Origin of the sequence: Pseudomonas danubii (assembly GCF_042980055.1) — a bacterium.
In the GTDB taxonomy this organism is placed as follows: domain Bacteria; phylum Pseudomonadota; class Gammaproteobacteria; order Pseudomonadales; family Pseudomonadaceae; genus Aquipseudomonas; species Aquipseudomonas danubii.
Genome location: NZ_CP116502.1, coordinates 852,409 through 868,151, shown reverse-complemented (window position 1 = coordinate 868,151; position 15,743 = coordinate 852,409). Strand labels below are relative to the sequence as shown.

The 15,743-nt window shown below is 60.5% G+C and carries 15 protein-coding genes; 13 read left to right on the top strand and 2 right to left on the bottom strand.

The genetic code is table 11. The annotated features are described in order from the left end of the window. The first annotated feature begins 15 nt into the window (after window positions 1-15). The 5 genes from ssuD to coaA all read left to right on the top strand — a co-directional run bounded on the left by ssuD (window position 16) and on the right by coaA (window position 4,054). Entirely contained in the window at window positions 16-1,164 is a 1,149-nt protein-coding gene (gene ssuD, locus PFZ56_RS04115) for an FMNH2-dependent alkanesulfonate monooxygenase (protein WP_102862153.1), read from the top strand. Window positions 1,165-1,173: 9 nt separating this feature from the next. Continuing rightward, entirely contained in the window at window positions 1,174-1,962 is a 789-nt protein-coding gene (ssuC, locus tag PFZ56_RS04110; RefSeq protein WP_170001765.1) for an aliphatic sulfonate ABC transporter permease SsuC, read from the top strand. Beyond that, a complete protein-coding gene (gene ssuB / locus PFZ56_RS04105) occupies window positions 1,959-2,765 on the top strand; it encodes an aliphatic sulfonates ABC transporter ATP-binding protein (RefSeq protein ID WP_170001767.1) in 807 nt (268 codons plus the stop codon). Before ssuC ends, ssuB begins: the two co-directional genes overlap by 4 nt. Before the next feature lie 35 nt (window positions 2,766-2,800). Next, window positions 2,801-3,016 (top strand): molybdopterin-binding protein, encoded by a 216-nt coding sequence (locus tag PFZ56_RS04100; RefSeq protein WP_011064106.1) that lies wholly within the window; start codon window positions 2,801-2,803, stop codon window positions 3,014-3,016. A 201-nt stretch (window positions 3,017-3,217) separates the two neighbouring features. Beyond that, window positions 3,218-4,054 (top strand): type I pantothenate kinase, encoded by an 837-nt coding sequence (coaA, locus tag PFZ56_RS04095; protein ID WP_242553890.1) that lies wholly within the window; start codon window positions 3,218-3,220, stop codon window positions 4,052-4,054. 4 nt (window positions 4,055-4,058) lie between these two features. Here coaA and PFZ56_RS04090 read toward each other — a convergent pair whose 3' ends face one another. Both PFZ56_RS04090 and PFZ56_RS04085 read right to left on the bottom strand, forming a co-directional pair. Next, window positions 4,059-4,697: a TetR/AcrR family transcriptional regulator gene (locus PFZ56_RS04090; protein ID WP_102881216.1), complete on the bottom strand. Its 639-nt coding sequence runs from the start codon at window positions 4,695-4,697 to the stop codon at window positions 4,059-4,061. Window positions 4,698-4,832: 135 nt separating this feature from the next. Beyond that, window positions 4,833-6,209, bottom strand: a complete 1,377-nt coding sequence (locus PFZ56_RS04085; protein WP_085581012.1) for a glutamine synthetase family protein — start codon at window positions 6,207-6,209, stop codon at window positions 4,833-4,835. Between the two features lie 278 nt (window positions 6,210-6,487). Between PFZ56_RS04085 and PFZ56_RS04080 the strand changes: the two genes are divergently transcribed. The 8 genes from PFZ56_RS04080 (at window position 6,488) to PFZ56_RS04045 (ending at window position 15,673) form a co-directional block, all read left to right on the top strand. Then, window positions 6,488-7,270 (top strand): gamma-glutamyl-gamma-aminobutyrate hydrolase family protein, encoded by a 783-nt coding sequence (locus PFZ56_RS04080; RefSeq protein ID WP_102881215.1) that lies wholly within the window; start codon window positions 6,488-6,490, stop codon window positions 7,268-7,270. A 38-nt stretch (window positions 7,271-7,308) separates the two neighbouring features. Continuing rightward, the gene (locus PFZ56_RS04075) at window positions 7,309-8,667 is read left to right on the top strand and encodes a glutamine synthetase family protein (protein ID WP_102862147.1); all 1,359 of its coding nucleotides are present in this window, start codon (window positions 7,309-7,311) and stop codon (window positions 8,665-8,667) included. Between the two features lie 56 nt (window positions 8,668-8,723). Next, window positions 8,724-10,088: an aspartate aminotransferase family protein gene (locus PFZ56_RS04070; RefSeq protein WP_102881214.1), complete on the top strand. Its 1,365-nt coding sequence runs from the start codon at window positions 8,724-8,726 to the stop codon at window positions 10,086-10,088. Between the two features lie 185 nt (window positions 10,089-10,273). Beyond that, window positions 10,274-11,371: a polyamine ABC transporter substrate-binding protein gene (locus PFZ56_RS04065; RefSeq protein ID WP_170001851.1), complete on the top strand. Its 1,098-nt coding sequence runs from the start codon at window positions 10,274-10,276 to the stop codon at window positions 11,369-11,371. Between the two features lie 189 nt (window positions 11,372-11,560). Then, window positions 11,561-12,655 (top strand): polyamine ABC transporter substrate-binding protein, encoded by a 1,095-nt coding sequence (locus tag PFZ56_RS04060; protein WP_102862144.1) that lies wholly within the window; start codon window positions 11,561-11,563, stop codon window positions 12,653-12,655. Between the two features lie 71 nt (window positions 12,656-12,726). Next, a complete protein-coding gene (locus tag PFZ56_RS04055) occupies window positions 12,727-13,869 on the top strand; it encodes an ABC transporter ATP-binding protein (protein WP_041120308.1) in 1,143 nt (380 codons plus the stop codon). 35 nt (window positions 13,870-13,904) lie between these two features. Next, on the top strand, window positions 13,905-14,786 hold the full coding sequence (locus PFZ56_RS04050) for an ABC transporter permease subunit (protein ID WP_170001853.1): 882 nt from the start codon (window positions 13,905-13,907) through the stop codon (window positions 14,784-14,786). Then, on the top strand, window positions 14,783-15,673 hold the full coding sequence (locus PFZ56_RS04045) for an ABC transporter permease subunit (RefSeq protein ID WP_102862142.1): 891 nt from the start codon (window positions 14,783-14,785) through the stop codon (window positions 15,671-15,673). The genes PFZ56_RS04050 and PFZ56_RS04045 overlap by 4 nt, the downstream gene beginning before the upstream one ends. Window positions 15,674-15,743 lie beyond the last annotated feature (70 nt).

The window sequence follows — 15,743 nt, the reverse complement described above, 5'->3', positions numbered from 1 at the left end:
TTAGGAGACAACTCCATGAGCCTCAACATCTTCTGGTTTCTGCCCACCCACGGCGACGGCCATTACCTTGGCACCGCCGAAGGCGCTCGCGCCGTGGATCATGCTTACCTGCAGCAGATCGCCCAGGCCGCCGACCGTCTGGGGTTTGGCGGGGTGCTGATCCCCACCGGGCGCTCCTGCGAGGATTCCTGGTTGGTGGCGGCTTCGCTGATTCCGGTGACCCAGCGTCTGAAGTTCCTGGTCGCCCTGCGCCCCGGGATCATTTCCCCGACGGTGGCGGCGCGTCAGGCGGCAACCCTGGATCGCTTGTCCGGTGGCCGGGCGCTGTTCAACCTGGTGACCGGGGGTGATCCGGACGAACTGGCCGGTGATGGCCTGTTCCTCGACCATGAAGAGCGTTACCAGGCCTCCGTGGAGTTCACCCGTATCTGGCGCCGGGTGCTGGAAGGCGAAACCGTGGACTATGACGGCCAGCACATCAGCGTGAAGGGCGCCAAGCTGCTCTATCCACCGCTGCAGCAACCGCGCCCGCCGCTGTATTTCGGTGGCTCTTCGGAAGCCGCCCAGGACCTGGCCGCCGAGCAGGTGGACATGGTCCTGACCTGGGGCGAGCCACCGGCCGCCGTGGCCGAGAAGATCCAGCAAGTGCGGGACAAGGCAGCCAAGCTCGGACGCTCCGTGCGCTTCGGCATCCGCCTGCACGTGATTGTGCGGGAAACCAATGCCGAGGCCTGGCAGGCCGCCGAGCGCCTGATTTCCCATCTGGACGACGACACTATCGCCCGGGCCCAGGCTTCCCTGGCGCGCTTCGATTCCGTGGGCCAGCAGCGCATGGCGGCCCTGCATGGGGGGCGTCGCGACAAGCTGGAAGTCAGCCCCAATCTCTGGGCCGGGGTGGGTCTGGTGCGTGGCGGCGCCGGCACCGCACTGGTGGGCGACGGCCCTACGGTGGCGGCGCGGATGAAAGAGTATGCGGACCTGGGCATCGATACCTTCATCTTCTCCGGTTATCCACACCTGGAAGAGTCCTATCGAGTGGCCGAGTTGCTGTTCCCGCACCTGGATATCGAGCGGCCCAAGCTGCCCGAAGCCGCCGGTTACGTCAGCCCGTTCGGGGAGATGGTCGCCAATGACATCCTTCCCAAAGCCGCGTCACAGAGCTGAGGTGCGGCCATGAATGGACAACGCATAGTGCATCGGCTGGCGCCCTGGGGGCTGCCGTTGCTGCTGCTCGCGGTGTGGCAACTGTCGGTGTCGGCGGGTTGGCTGTCGACCCGCATCCTGCCGGCTCCCAGTGCGGTGATCGAAGCCGGGATCAGCCTGGTCCGCAGCGGTGATATCTGGACTCACCTGGCCATCAGTGGCTGGCGTGCGGGGCTGGGCTTTGTCATCGGTGGCGGTATCGGCCTGGTGCTGGGCTTTATCACCGGCTTGTCGAAATGGGGTGAGCGCTTGCTGGACAGCTCGGTGCAGATGATCCGCAACGTACCGCACTTGGCGCTGATTCCCCTGGTGATTCTGTGGTTCGGCATCGACGAGTCGGCGAAGATTTTCCTGGTGGCGCTGGGCACTCTGTTCCCGATCTACCTCAACACGTACCACGGCATTCGCAACGTCGATCCGGCGCTGGTGGAAATGGCCCGTAGCTACGGCTTGTCGGGGTTTGCGCTGTTTCGCCAAGTGATCCTGCCGGGAGCCTTGCCCTCGATCCTGGTGGGCGTGCGTTTTGCCCTGGGCTTCATGTGGCTGACCCTGATCGTCGCGGAAACCATCTCCGCCAGCTCCGGCATCGGCTATCTGGCCATGAACGCCAGGGAGTTCCTGCAGACCGATGTGGTGGTGCTGGCCATCGTCATGTATGCGCTGCTCGGCAAGCTTGCAGACCTTGCGGCGCGGGGCCTGGAACGGGTCTGGCTGCGCTGGCATCCGGCCTATCAAGTGGTCAGGGGAGATGCCCAATGACGGCTCAACAACCTCCACGGCTGCTGCGGGGCATTCCCCTGGCCGTGCGCAAATTGCAAAAGATCTTTGGGGCGCGGCAGGTGCTGCGGGAAATCGATCTGCACATTCCTGCCGGTCAGTTCGTGGCTGTGGTGGGCCGCAGCGGTTGCGGCAAAAGCACCTTGCTGCGCCTGCTGGCCGGTCTCGACCAGCCTTCGGGCGGTGAGTTGCTGGCCGGTTCCGCGCCCTTGAGCGCAGCCATCGAAGACACCCGGCTGATGTTCCAGGAGGCGCGTTTGCTGCCCTGGAAGAAAGTCATCGACAACGTTGGGCTCGGCCTCAAGGGCAACTGGCGGCCCCAGGCCCTGGAAGCCCTTGAGGCGGTGGGCCTGGCGGATCGCGCCCATGAATGGCCGGCGGCGCTGTCAGGTGGCCAGAAGCAGCGGGTGGCCTTGGCGCGAGCCCTGATTCACCAGCCGCGACTGTTGCTGCTGGACGAGCCGCTGGGAGCACTGGATGCCCTGACCCGGATCGAGATGCAGCAGTTGATCGAACGTTTATGGCAGCAACATGGCTTCACCGTATTGCTGGTGACCCACGATGTCAGCGAAGCCGTGGCAATTGCCGATCGGGTGATCCTGATCGAGGACGGCGAGGTGGGCCTTGACCTGCACGTCGAGCTGCCACGCCCGCGGGTGCGCGGTTCCCATCGCCTGGCGGCCCTGGAAACCGAAGTCCTCAATCGCGTGCTGTCACTGCCAGGCTCACCGCCGGAGCCGGAACCCGTTTCACCCTTGCCCACGCAGTTGCGCTGGGCTCTTTAAAACAGCGACTCATATTCGACCCCAGGAGAAATACCATGACCATTAAAGCCATCAACGTACGCAATCAGTTCAAAGGCACCATCAAGGAAATCGTCGAAGGTGATGTGCTGTCGGAAATCGACGTGCAGACCGCTTCCGGGATTGTCACTTCGGTGATCACCACCCGCTCGGTCAAGGAGCTGGAACTGTCCATCGGCAGCGAGGTGATTGCCTTCGTGAAATCCACCGAGGTGTCGATTGCCAAGTTGTGAGCGATGCAGTGCAACAGCCCCGAAGGGTGCGAGTCCTTCGGGGCTTTTTTCATGGACGCTGTAAATAACGGTCAGATTTGATACTTTCCCTGCTTTCGGCAAGGCCTGAACAGTACAAACATGACAACAGAGCAGGGTCCAAACGTAGGGTATCTGGAGTTTGATCGCGATCGCTGGTCAGCTCTGCGGGCCGCAGAACCCATGAGTCTGTCACCGTCCGAGATGGAGACGCTGACCAGTCCGACCCAGCCCATGGCGCCCGAGGAGGTGAGGCAGATCCTGCTCCCGCTGTCGCGCCTGCTGCATTTGCATGCGGCCCAGGTACAGTCACTCAAGGCCCCCCAGGCAGGTTTCAAGGCGCCTTATGTCATAGGTGTTTCCGGCAGTGTCGCGGTGGGCAAAAGCAGTTTTGCCAGGGTCCTGGCGGCCCTTCTGGCCTATTGGCCGGACAAGCCCAATGTGCATCTGGTGACTACGGACTCCTTTCTTTTCCCCCTGGCGACCCTTCAGGAAAAAAATATCCTGCACCGCAAGGGATTTCCCGAGTCCTACGATGAGCCGTTGTTCGTGGATTTTCTGCAGTCGGTGTGCAGGAAGGGCGAGCCGGTGAAGATCCCCATCTACTCCCACGTCCGCTACGACATCCTGGCCGATGAGGCGCAGTCGGTGGAGGCTCCGGACATCATCATCCTCGAAGGCCTCAATGTGTTGCAGGGGGAGCAGGGGCAAGGCCTGAGCTCCCTGGATTTCATCGACTTCTCCATTTACGTCGATGCGTCCGAGGAGGCGATCAAAGCCTGGTACCTGGAGCGCTTTGTCTACTTGAAGAACACCGCTTTCCAGGCGGCAGATTCCTATTTCAACAAGTACAAGGGGCTTTCGGACCTTGATGCCTTGTCGGTGGCGTCCGATACCTGGGACCGGGTCAATCTGAAGAATCTCGTCGAAAACATCCTGCCGACCCGGGAACGGGCGAACCTGATCATTCACAAATCAGCGGATCACAGCATCGACAGGTTGCTGCTGCGGCAGGTGTGAGCGCTCAGAGCGGCGTTGGGCGCTTGGGCAGGTAGGGCGGCAAGTAAAGGCTCAGGTAGGCATCGAAGACCCGCATGCCTTCCTCCGCCATGCGCGGGGTGATCTGCCCGTGCTGCTGCACCGATCGCGCGTACACCCGGTCTCCCAGCTCCATGGCCAGGGCGAATACATCCACATCCTGGGGCAGTGTCGGCAGCTCGAAGTGGTGATTGAAGAGCTTGTGCATCAGGTCACCCAGCTCAATGTCGTGCTGGCGATCGGCCTGGGTGACTTCCGTCAAACCGTGCTGGGCAAGGATCAACTGGCGGGCCGCCGCATCCTCGCCGTAGATGTCGAGCATGCGTTGTTCGACCAGGCGTGACAGGTCCCGCCAGTTGTCGAGCCGGTCGTGGTCGATGGGCGCTTGCAGGCAGGCGCGAAACGCCGCATGAACATCGGCGGTCAGGGCTTCCAGCAGGGCCGGCACACTGGCAAAGAAGTGATAGACCGATGACGGTGGAATCTGCGCCCGTTCGGCCACGCTGTAGATCGACAGGCTGGCCACACCCTCGCTGGCTAGCAGGGTCCGGGCGGCGTCGAGTATCGAGTCGATCCGGGCCTGGCTGCGTGCACGGGGTTTGCGAAGAGGGGCGGTGCGCGTCATCGGTGTCTCCTACTGGGCAGCGGGCATTGTACGCGAGAGCGTCAGAATTCCTGTATCCGCCGGCCATGGATCAGTGGCACAAAAAAACGCCGCGGGGCTGTCAGCTCCGCGGCGTTGTTTTTTTGCAACAACCGCTTAAACGGTGTGCAGGTACCAGTTGTACTCGAGGTCGGAGATGGAGTGTTCGAACTCTTCCAGCTCGCTCTCTTTGCAGGCCACGAAGATATCGATGTACTTCGGATCGATGTACTTGGCCATTACCTCACTGTCGTCCAGCTCGCGCAGGGCATCGCGCAAGTTGTTCGGCAGGCTCTGCTCGTTCTGCTCGTAGCTGTTGCCTTCGGTCGGCGCCGGTGGCTCGATCTTGTTGGTCAGGCCGTGGTGCACGCCCGCCAGGACCGAGGCCATCAACAAGTACGGGTTGGCGTCGGCGCCAGCGACCCGGTGTTCCAGGCGCACGGCATCGGCCGAACCGGTCGGCACCCGCAGGGCTACGGTACGGTTGTCCAGGCCCCAGCTCGGCGAGTTCGGCACATAGAACTGTGCGCCGAAACGACGGTAGGAGTTGACGTTCGGGCAGAGGAAGGCCATCTGCGCCGGCAGGGTCTCGAGCACACCGCCGATCGCGTGACGCAGTGCGGCGTTCTGCTCGGGATCCTCGCTGGCAAAGATGTTCTTGCCATCTTTATCCAGAACCGAAATGTGGACGTGCAGACCGTTGCCCGCCTGGCCTGGGTAAGGCTTGGCCATGAAGGTGGTATCCATCTCATGGTCGTAGGCGATGTTCTTGATCAGGCGCTTGAGCAGTACCGCGTAGTCGCATGCCTTGATCGGGTCGGCCACGTGGTGCAGGTTGACTTCGAATTGTGCCGGGGCACTTTCCTTGACGATGGCGTCGGCCGGGATGCCTTGTTCCTTGGCACCTTCCAGAATGTCCTGGAGGCAGTCGACGTATTCGTCGAGATCGTCGATCAGGTAGACCTGGGTGGAATGCGGGCGTTTGCCGGAGATCGGCGAACGTGGCGGTTGTGGACGGCCGTTCACGTTCTCCTGGTCGATCAGGTAGAACTCCAGTTCGAAGGCGGCGCAGATGGTCAGTCCCAGTTCGTCGAACTTGGCCACGACCTGGCGCAGTACTTCTCGTGGATCGGCGAAGAACGGATCGCCTTCAAGCTCGTGCATGGTCATCAGCAGTTGCGCGGTAGGACGCTTCTGCCAGGGCTCGTTGCACAGGGTATCGGGGATTGGATAGCAGATTCGGTCAGCATCGCCGATGTCCAGGCCCAGGCCGGTGCTTTCCACCGTAGAGCCATTGATATCCAGGGCAAACAGGGAGGCCGGCAGGTTGATGCCTTTCTCGTAAACCTTGTGGAGGCTGGTGCGTTCGATGCGCTTGCCGCGCACCACACCATTCATATCCGCAATCAGAAGGTCAACGTACAGAACCTCAGGATGTTCCTTAAGGAACGCGTTCGCTTCGTTGAGCTGAACGGCACGCGGGGGTACCGACATGATGCAACACCTTTGTTGTTAAAAATATCAATCATTGATCTTTTCTGGTTTCAGTCAACCCGAACGGCATGCCGAAGTCAAGTAAGGCTCTTTACGCCCTAATAAAGGGCTGGCGAGGCTCTTTTGGGGCAAAACAGGGCGTTTTTTGGGACTCGACTGCCTCGGGTAGCGCAGACTTGAGCGGGCCGTGTTGTATTTTTTACGGGGGTGTTGTGTAAAAAAATGAACAAGGCTAAGCTCGAATCAAACCCATAACAGCAATAATACCGGGGTGTTTCATGTCTCGCCTGCCGTTAATCGGCATCACCGCCTGCTCCAGGCAGATCGGTCTGCATGCCTATCACATCAGTGGCGACGAGTATGTACAGGCAGTAGCCAGCGCAGCCCAGGGCGTGCCGGTGATTCTTCCGTCCATGGCGCAGTTGCTTTCCCCGTCCGATATTCTGGACGGTCTGGACGGCATCCTCTTTACCGGTTCTCCCTCCAATATCGAACCTTTCCATTACCAGGGGCCTGCCAGCGCACCGGACACTGCTCATGATTCTGCACGGGACGCGGCTACTCTGCCGCTGTTGAATGCCGCCGTCGAAGCCGGTGTTCCGGTGCTGGGCATCTGTCGCGGATTCCAGGAAATGAATGTAGCCCTGGGCGGCAGCCTTCATCAGAACGTGCATGACGTGCAGCCGTTCATGGACCACCGCCATGATGACGAGCCTGGTCAGCCCCTGGATGCCTGGTACGCGCCTGCCCATGATCTGCACGTCCAGGCGGGTGGGGTCCTGGCAAATCTGGGCCTGCCGCAGAAGATTCAAGTCAACTCGATTCATGCTCAAGGCGTTGAACGTCTGGCGCCGGGCCTGCGGGTCGAGGCGCTGGCGCCTGACGGTCTGGTGGAGGCCATCTCGGTCGAGGGAGGCAAGGCATTTGCTTTGGGGGTGCAATGGCACCCCGAATGGCAGGTAAGCTGCAATCCTCACTATCTGGCCATCTTCCAGGCTTTTGGTGATGCCTGCCGCAAACGGGCAAAACAACGCGACGCCGAAGCGTCACACAACGCCTGACTTAATAGAGAGTCAGGAAACTCAGCCTAGAGGCATTTATGAGTAACAACCTCGACCAGCTCACCGATTGGTTGAAAGACCATAAGATCACAGAAGTCGAATGCATGATCGGCGACTTGACCGGTATCACCCGGGGCAAGATCTCGCCGACCAACAAGTTCATTGCCGAAAAAGGCATGCGCCTGCCCGAGAGCGTGCTGTTGCAGACCGTGACCGGCGACTATGTCGAAGACGACATCTATTACGAGTTGCTGGACCCGGCGGACATCGACATGATTTGCCGCCCCGACCAGAACGCGGTGTACCTCGTGCCCTGGGCCATCGAACCTACTGCCCAGGTGATCCACGACACCTACGACAAGCAGGGCAACCCCATCGAGCTGTCGCCCCGCAACGTCTTGAAGAAGGTGCTCAAACTCTACGCCGACCACGGCTGGCAGCCCATCGTGGCGCCGGAGATGGAGTTCTACCTGACCAAGCGCAGCGACGACCCGGACTACCCGCTGCAGCCGCCGATCGGCCGTTCCGGCCGCCCTGAAACCGGTCGTCAGTCGTTCTCCATCGAAGCGGCCAACGAATTCGATCCGCTGTTCGAAGATGTCTACGACTGGTGCGAACTGCAGGAGCTGGATCTGGACACCCTGATCCATGAGGACGGCACGGCGCAGATGGAGATCAACTTCCGTCACGGCGACGCCCTGTCCCTGGCCGACCAGATCCTGGTGTTCAAGCGCACCATGCGCGAGGCGGCCCTCAAGCACGATGTGGCGGCCACCTTCATGGCCAAGCCCATGACCGGCGAGCCTGGTAGCGCCATGCATTTGCACCAGAGCATCATCGACATCAACACCGGCAAGAACGTCTTCTCCAACGAAGACGGAACCATGAGCCAGCTGTTCCTCAACCACATTGGCGGGCTGCAGAAGTTCATCCCCGAGTTGCTGCCGCTGTTCGCTCCCAACGTCAACTCGTTCCGCCGCTTCCTGCCCGATACCTCGGCGCCGGTAAACGTCGAGTGGGGCGAAGAGAACCGCACCGTGGGCCTGCGGGTGCCGGATGCCGGACCGCAGAACCGTCGGGTGGAAAACCGCCTGCCGGGCGCCGACGCCAACCCTTACCTGGCCATTGCTGCCAGCCTGCTGTGCGGCTTCATCGGCATGGTCGAAGGCCACAACCCGAGCGCGCCAGTGGTCGGTCGTGGTTATGAACGACGCAACCTGCGCCTGCCGTTGACCATCGAGGACGCCCTGGAGCGTATGGAAAACAGCAAGACCATCGAGAAGTACCTGGGCCAGAAGTTCATCACCGGCTATGTCGCGGTGAAGCGGGCCGAGCATGAAAACTTCAAGCGCGTGATCAGTTCGTGGGAGCGGGAATTCCTGCTGTTCGCCGTCTGATTCGCCGGGCGCCGCTGCCCCCCAGCGGCGCCTTCACTGACACTTAGGAGAGATTGATGACTCATAAAAACCCGCAAACCCGCGAGTGGCAAACCCTCAGCAGTGATCACCACCTGGCGCCTTTCAGTGACTTCAAGCAATTGAAGGAGAAGGGGCCGCGGATCATCACCCATGCCAAGGGTGTTTACCTCTGGGACAGTGAAGGCAATCAGATTCTCGACGGCATGGCCGGCCTGTGGTGCGTAGCCATCGGCTATGGCCGTGACGAACTGGCGGAAGCCGCCAGCAAGCAAATGCGCGAACTGCCCTATTACAACCTGTTCTTCCAGACCGCCCACCCGCCGGTGCTGGAGCTGTCCAAGGCGATCGCTGATATCGCGCCAGAAGGCATGAACCATGTGTTCTTCACCGGTTCTGGCTCCGAAGGCAACGACACCATGCTGCGCATGGTCCGCCATTACTGGGCAATCAAGGGCCAGCCGAACAAGAAGACCATCATCAGTCGGGTCAACGGCTACCACGGCTCCACCGTGGCCGGCGCCAGCCTCGGCGGCATGAAGTACATGCATGAACAGGGCGACCTGCCGATTCCGGGTATCGTTCATATCCCGCAACCGTACTGGTTCGGTGAAGGTGGCGACATGAGCCCCGAAGAGTTCGGTATCTGGGCGGCCAACCAGTTGGAGGAGAAGATCCTGGAACTGGGTGTGGATAACGTCGGGGCCTTTATTGCCGAGCCGATCCAGGGCGCTGGCGGCGTGATCGTGCCGCCGGACAGCTACTGGCCGCGGATCAAGGAAATCCTCGCCAAGTACGACATCCTCTTCGTCGCCGACGAAGTGATCTGTGGCTTCGGCCGCACCGGTGAGTGGTTCGGTAGCGATTTCTACGACCTCAAGCCCGACATGATGACCATCGCCAAGGGCCTGACCTCCGGCTACATCCCCATGGGCGGCCTGATTGTCCGTGACGAAGTGGTGGCGGTGCTCAACGAGGGCGGCGATTTCAACCACGGTTTCACCTACTCCGGCCATCCGGTGGCCGCAGCCGTGGCCCTGGAAAACATCCGCATCATGCGCGATGAAAAAATTATCCAGCGCGCCCATGAAAAAGCGGCACCCTATTTGCAGAAACGTCTGCGTGAGCTGAGTGATCACCCGTTGGTGGGTGAGGTTCGCGGGGTAGGCCTGCTGGGGGCGATCGAGCTGGTCAAGGACAAGGCCACCCGTGCGCGCTATGAAGGCCGCGGCGTGGGCATGATCTGCCGACAGTTCTGCTTCGATAACGGTCTGATCATGCGTGCCGTGGGCGACACCATGATCATTGCGCCACCGCTGGTGATCAGCGAGGCGGAGATCGACGAACTGGTGGCCAAGGCGCGCAAGTGCCTGGATCTGACCTTGAGTGTGCTGCAGAACTGAGTGCTAGGCTTTGAGCGTGGTGCTTGCGGGCACGGCGCTCGAAGCAGATATAAAGGATGGGTCTTTCCTTGAAAGCCGGCCTTGGATCTTGCCAGACTACCCGCCGTTTTGGTTGCCCCGAGATTGGCCGCTGAGCGAGTGGTTAAAAAAGAATAATTGGAGCATTACGCATGAAGGCATTAGGTATGAAGTTAGCTGGCAAGACCCTCCTCGCCATGTCCCTGATGGGCGTGATGGCGGCGGCAGCGCAGGCGGACGATAAAGTACTGCACGTTTACAACTGGTCCGATTACATCGCCCCGGACACCATCAAGAAATTTGAAACCGAGTCGGGCATCAAAGTGGTCTATGACGTGTTCGACAGCAACGAAACCCTGGAAGCCAAGTTGCTCGCCGGCAAATCCGGTTACGACGTGGTCGTGCCTTCCAACAACTTCCTGGCCAAGCAGATCAAGGCCGGTGTCTATCAGGAACTGGACCAGTCCAAGTTGCCGAACTGGAAGAACCTCAACGAATCGCTGCTCAAGGCGGTATCGGTGAGCGACCCGGGCAACAAGCACGCCTTCCCTTACATGTGGGGCTCGATCGGCATCGGTTTCAACGCCGAGAAGGTCAAGGCGGTATTGGGTGCCGACGCACCGACCAACTCCTGGGACCTGCTGTTCAAGCCGGAAAACGCCGAGAAGTTGAAGGCTTGTGGCGTCAGTTTCCTCGATTCGCCAACCGAGATGATTCCGGTGGCGCTGCACTACCTGGGCTACCCGACCGACAGTCAGGACAAGAAGCAACTGGCAGAAGCCGAAGCCCTGTTCCTCAAGATCCGTCCTTCGATCGCCTATTTCCACTCGTCCAAGTACATCTCCGACCTGGCTAACGGCAATATCTGCGTCGCCGTGGGTTACTCGGGCGATATCTATCAGGCCAAGGCTCGTGCCGCCGAAGCCGGTGACAAGGTCAAGGTCAGCTACAACATTCCGAAAGAGGGTGCTGGCAGCTTCTACGACATGGTCGCCATCCCTAAAGACGCGGAAAACGTCGACGGCGCCTACAAGTTCATGACCTTCCTGCAAAAGCCTGAAGTCATGGCCGAAATCACCAACGCCGTGCGTTTCCCCAACGGTAACGCGGCTGCAACCCCGTTGGTCGATAAAGACATCACCAGCGACCCGGGCGTTTACCCGCCAGCTGACGTACAGGCCAAGCTGTACGCGATTGCCGACCTGCCGGCCGCGACCCAGCGCATCCTGACCCGCAGCTGGACCAAGATCAAATCCGGCAAATAAGCCAATTTGCAGCACCACCTGTTGCCGTCATCGTGGCGAGGGCGGCAACAGGTAACAATTAAATGACAGAAAGTTTTGCTGGATTGGTTTATCGAGGGTAAGTTGCGCGCCGGTTTTGTTGCTGGGCAGCTCGGAGGCTGTCAGGTAGCGCGGGGCAACTTGGGCCCAACTATTTAAGAGGACCTCCACTTGCCTATTTCTTTATTTCGCAAAGCCATGCTGGTTGCCGCCAGCCTGACGCTGGTGGCTGGCGCGCAGGCTGCACCGACCGTGCATATTTATAACTGGTCCGACTACATCGGTCAGAACACCCTGGCCGAATTTGAAAAAGCCACGGGCATCAAGCCGGTGTATGACGTTTTCGATTCCAACGAAACCCTGGAAGGCAAGTTGCTGGCCGGTCGCACCGGTTATGACGTGGTGGTGCCGTCCAACCACTTCCTGGGCAAACAGATCAAGGCCGGGGCTTTCCAGAAACTCGACAAGAGCCTGCTGCCTAACTACTCCAATCTCGATACGGCGCTGCTCAAGCGTCTGGAGATGAACGACCCGGGCAACCAGTACGCGGTGCCGTACCTGTGGGGCACCAATGGCATTGGCTACAACGTCGACAAGGTCAAGGCCGTACTGGGCGTGGACAAGATCGACTCCTGGGGCGTGCTGTTCGAGCCGGAGAACATCAAGAAGCTCAACAGCTGCGGCGTGGCCTTCCTCGATTCTGCCGATGAAATGATGCCCACGGTCCTCAATTACCTGGGCCTGGATGCCAACAGCACCAACCCCCAGGACTACAAGAAGGCCGAAGCCAAGTTGCTGGCGGTGCGTCCCTACGTGACCTACTTCCACTCGTCCAAGTACATCTCGGACCTGGCCAACGGCAATATCTGCGTGGCCATCGGCTTTTCCGGCGACGTGTTCCAGGCCAAGGCCCGGGCCGCCGACGCTGGCAAGGGCGTGAACATCGCCTACGCGATTCCGAAGGAAGGCGGTGCCCTGTGGTTCGACATGCTGGCGATCCCCAAGGACTCGACCAACGTCAAGGAGGCTCACGCCTTCATCAACTATTTGCTGCAACCTGAGGTGATTGCCCAGGTCAGTGACTACGTCGGTTACGCCAACCCCAATCCCGGGTCGGACAAGCTGATGGAGCAGTCCATTCGCACCGACGAAGCGGTTTATCCACCGCAAGCTGTACTCGACAAGACCTACGTGTCCATCGAGTTGCCACCCAATATCCAACGCTTGATGACCCGTAGCTGGACCAAGGTCAAGACGGGTAAGTAGTTCCACAGGCTCAAACTATCCAAGGTCCGCCCACGTGGGGCGGGCTGCAAATTTTGTTGGGAGTTTCGCAAATGGCAGTTGCCTCCGGCGCCTATAAGAAAGCCCTCGAGGGCGACCAGACACCTAAGCAGGTGCTGGTCAAGATCGACCGGGTCACGAAGAAGTTCGACGAGACGGTTGCCGTGGACGATGTGTCCCTGGAAATCAAGAAGGGCGAGATCTTCGCCCTGCTCGGCGGCTCGGGTTCGGGCAAGTCCACCTTGTTGCGGATGCTGGCCGGTTTCGAACGGCCAACGGAGGGGCGAATCTTCCTCGATGGTGTGGACATCACCGACATGCCGCCCTATGAGCGGCCGATCAACATGATGTTCCAGTCCTATGCGCTGTTCCCGCACATGACCGTGGCCCAGAACATCGCCTTCGGCCTCAAGCAGGACAAGATCCCAGCGGCCGAAATCGACGCCCGGGTGGCGGAGATGCTCAAGCTGGTACAGATGAGCCAGTATGCCAAGCGCAAGCCGCACCAGCTGTCCGGTGGCCAGCGCCAGCGCGTGGCCCTGGCTCGCTCCCTGGCCAAGCGTCCCAAGCTGTTGCTGCTGGACGAACCCATGGGCGCCCTGGACAAGAAGCTGCGCTCGCAGATGCAGCTGGAACTGGTTGAGATCATCGAGCGCGTAGGCGTGACCTGCGTGATGGTGACCCACGACCAGGAAGAGGCCATGACCATGGCCGAACGCATCGCCATCATGCACCTGGGCTGGATCGCCCAGATCGGCAGCCCGATCGATATCTACGAGACTCCGGTCAGCCGCCTGGTCTGCGAATTCATCGGCAACGTCAATATCTTCGAAGGTGAAGTGGTGGACGATGCCGAAGGTCACGCCCTGATCACCTGCAAGGACCTGGACCGCAGCATCTATGTCGGCCACGGCATCAGTACTTCGGTGCAGGACAAGTCGGTGACCTACGCGATCCGCCCGGAAAAGCTCCTGGTGACCGCCGAGATGCCGACCTGCGAGTACAACTGGTCCAGCGGCAAGGTGCACGACATTGCCTACCTGGGCGGCCACTCGGTGTTCTACGTCGAGCTGCCGAGCGGCAAGCTGGTGCAGTCCTTCGTGGCCAACGCCGAGCGTCGCGGCGCGCGGCCGACCTGGGGTGACCAGGTTTACGTCTGGTGGGAAGACGACAGCGGCGTGGTACTGCGCTCATGAACATGCGAAAGCTCAAGCGCCGACTCAATCGAATAATTCCCGGTGGCCGTCAGCTGGTCATCGGGGTTCCGTTCATCTGGCTGTTCCTGTTCTTCATGCTGCCGTTCTTCATCGTGCTGAAGATCAGCTTCGCCGAAGCGGACGTGGCCATTCCGCCGTATACCGAGATCTACAGCTACGTCGACCAGAAGCTGCAGGTGCTGCTCAACCTGGGCAACTACGCGATGCTCGGCGACGACGAGCTGTACATCGCGGCTTACCTCGGCTCGCTGAAGATGGCGTTCTTCAGCACCATCCTCTGCCTGCTGATCGGCTACCCGATGGCCTATGCCATCGCCAGTGCCCGTAAAGAGCTGCAGACCGTACTGGTGCTGCTGATCATGATGCCGACCTGGACCGCGATCCTGATCCGCGTCTATGCCTGGATGGGCATCCTCAGCAACAACGGCCTGCTCAACGGCTTCTTGATGTCCATGGGCTGGATCAACGAGCCGCTGCAGATCCTCAACACCAATATCGCGGTGTACATCGGCGTGGTCTATTCCTACCTGCCGTTCATGATCCTGCCGCTGTACGCCAACTTGGTGAAGCACGACACCAGCCTGCTGGAGGCCGCGGCCGACCTGGGTTCGAGCACCTTCAACAGCTTCTGGAAGATCACCGTACCGCTGTCCAAGAACGGCATCATCGCCGGTTGCATGCTGGTGTTCATCCCGGTGGTGGGCGAGTTCGTGATTCCGGAACTCTTGGGCGGCCCGGAAACCCTGATGATTGGTAAGGTGCTCTGGCAAGAGTTCTTCAACAACCGTGACTGGCCGGTGGCATCCGCCCTGGCGGTGGTGATGCTGGCGATCCTGATTGTGCCGATCATCCTGTTCAACCGCAGTCAGGCCAAAGAAATGGAGGGCAAGGAATGAAGCGCTTCAGTTTCTCAAGCATGATGCTGGTGCTGGGCCTGTTGTTCATCTACCTGCCGATGCTGATCCTGGTGATCTACTCGTTCAACGCCTCGAAACTGGTGACGGTGTGGGGCGGCTGGTCGATCAACTGGTACATCGGCCTGCTGGATAACACTCAGCTCATGGGCTCGGTCCTGCGCTCCCTGGAAATCGCCTGCTACACCGCCGTTGCCGCGGTGGCCCTGGGCACCCTGGCGGCGTTCGTCCTGACCCGGATTACTCACTTCAAGGGCCGCACCCTGTTCGGTGGCCTGGTGACGGCGCCGCTGGTGATGCCTGAAGTGATCACCGGTCTGTCGCTGTTGCTGCTGTTCGTGGCCATGGCCCAGGCGGTCGGCTGGCCTCAGGAGCGTGGCATCGTCACCATCTGGATTGCCCACACCACGTTCTGCGCGGCCTATGTGGCGGTGGTGGTGTCGGCTCGCCTGCGCGAGCTTGACCTGTCCATCGAAGAGGCGGCCATGGACCTGGGCGCGCGGCCGTGGAAGGTGTTCTTCCTGATCACTATCCCGATGATCGCGCCGTCCCTGGCAGCGGGGGGCATGATGTCCTTCGCCCTGTCCCTGGATGACCTGGTCCTGGCCAGCTTCGTCTCTGGCCCTGGCTCCACCACCTTGCCGATGGAAGTGTTCTCGGCGGTGCGCCTGGGGGTCAAACCGGAGATCAACGCCGTGGCCAGCCTGATCCTGCTGGCGGTGTCCCTGGTGACCTTCCTGGTCTGGTTCTTCAGCCGCCGCGCCGAAGAAGCTCGCAAGCGCGCGATCCAGCAAGCCATCGAAGAGAGTGCTGCCGACTCCTGGAAGCAGCCGGACGTACGTCGGGCCCAGGCGCCGGAAGCGGTCTGACCTCAGGTTCGCAATACCTCAGGTTCGCAATAAAAAACCTCGCCCCGTAACCGGGAGCGAGGTTTTTTAT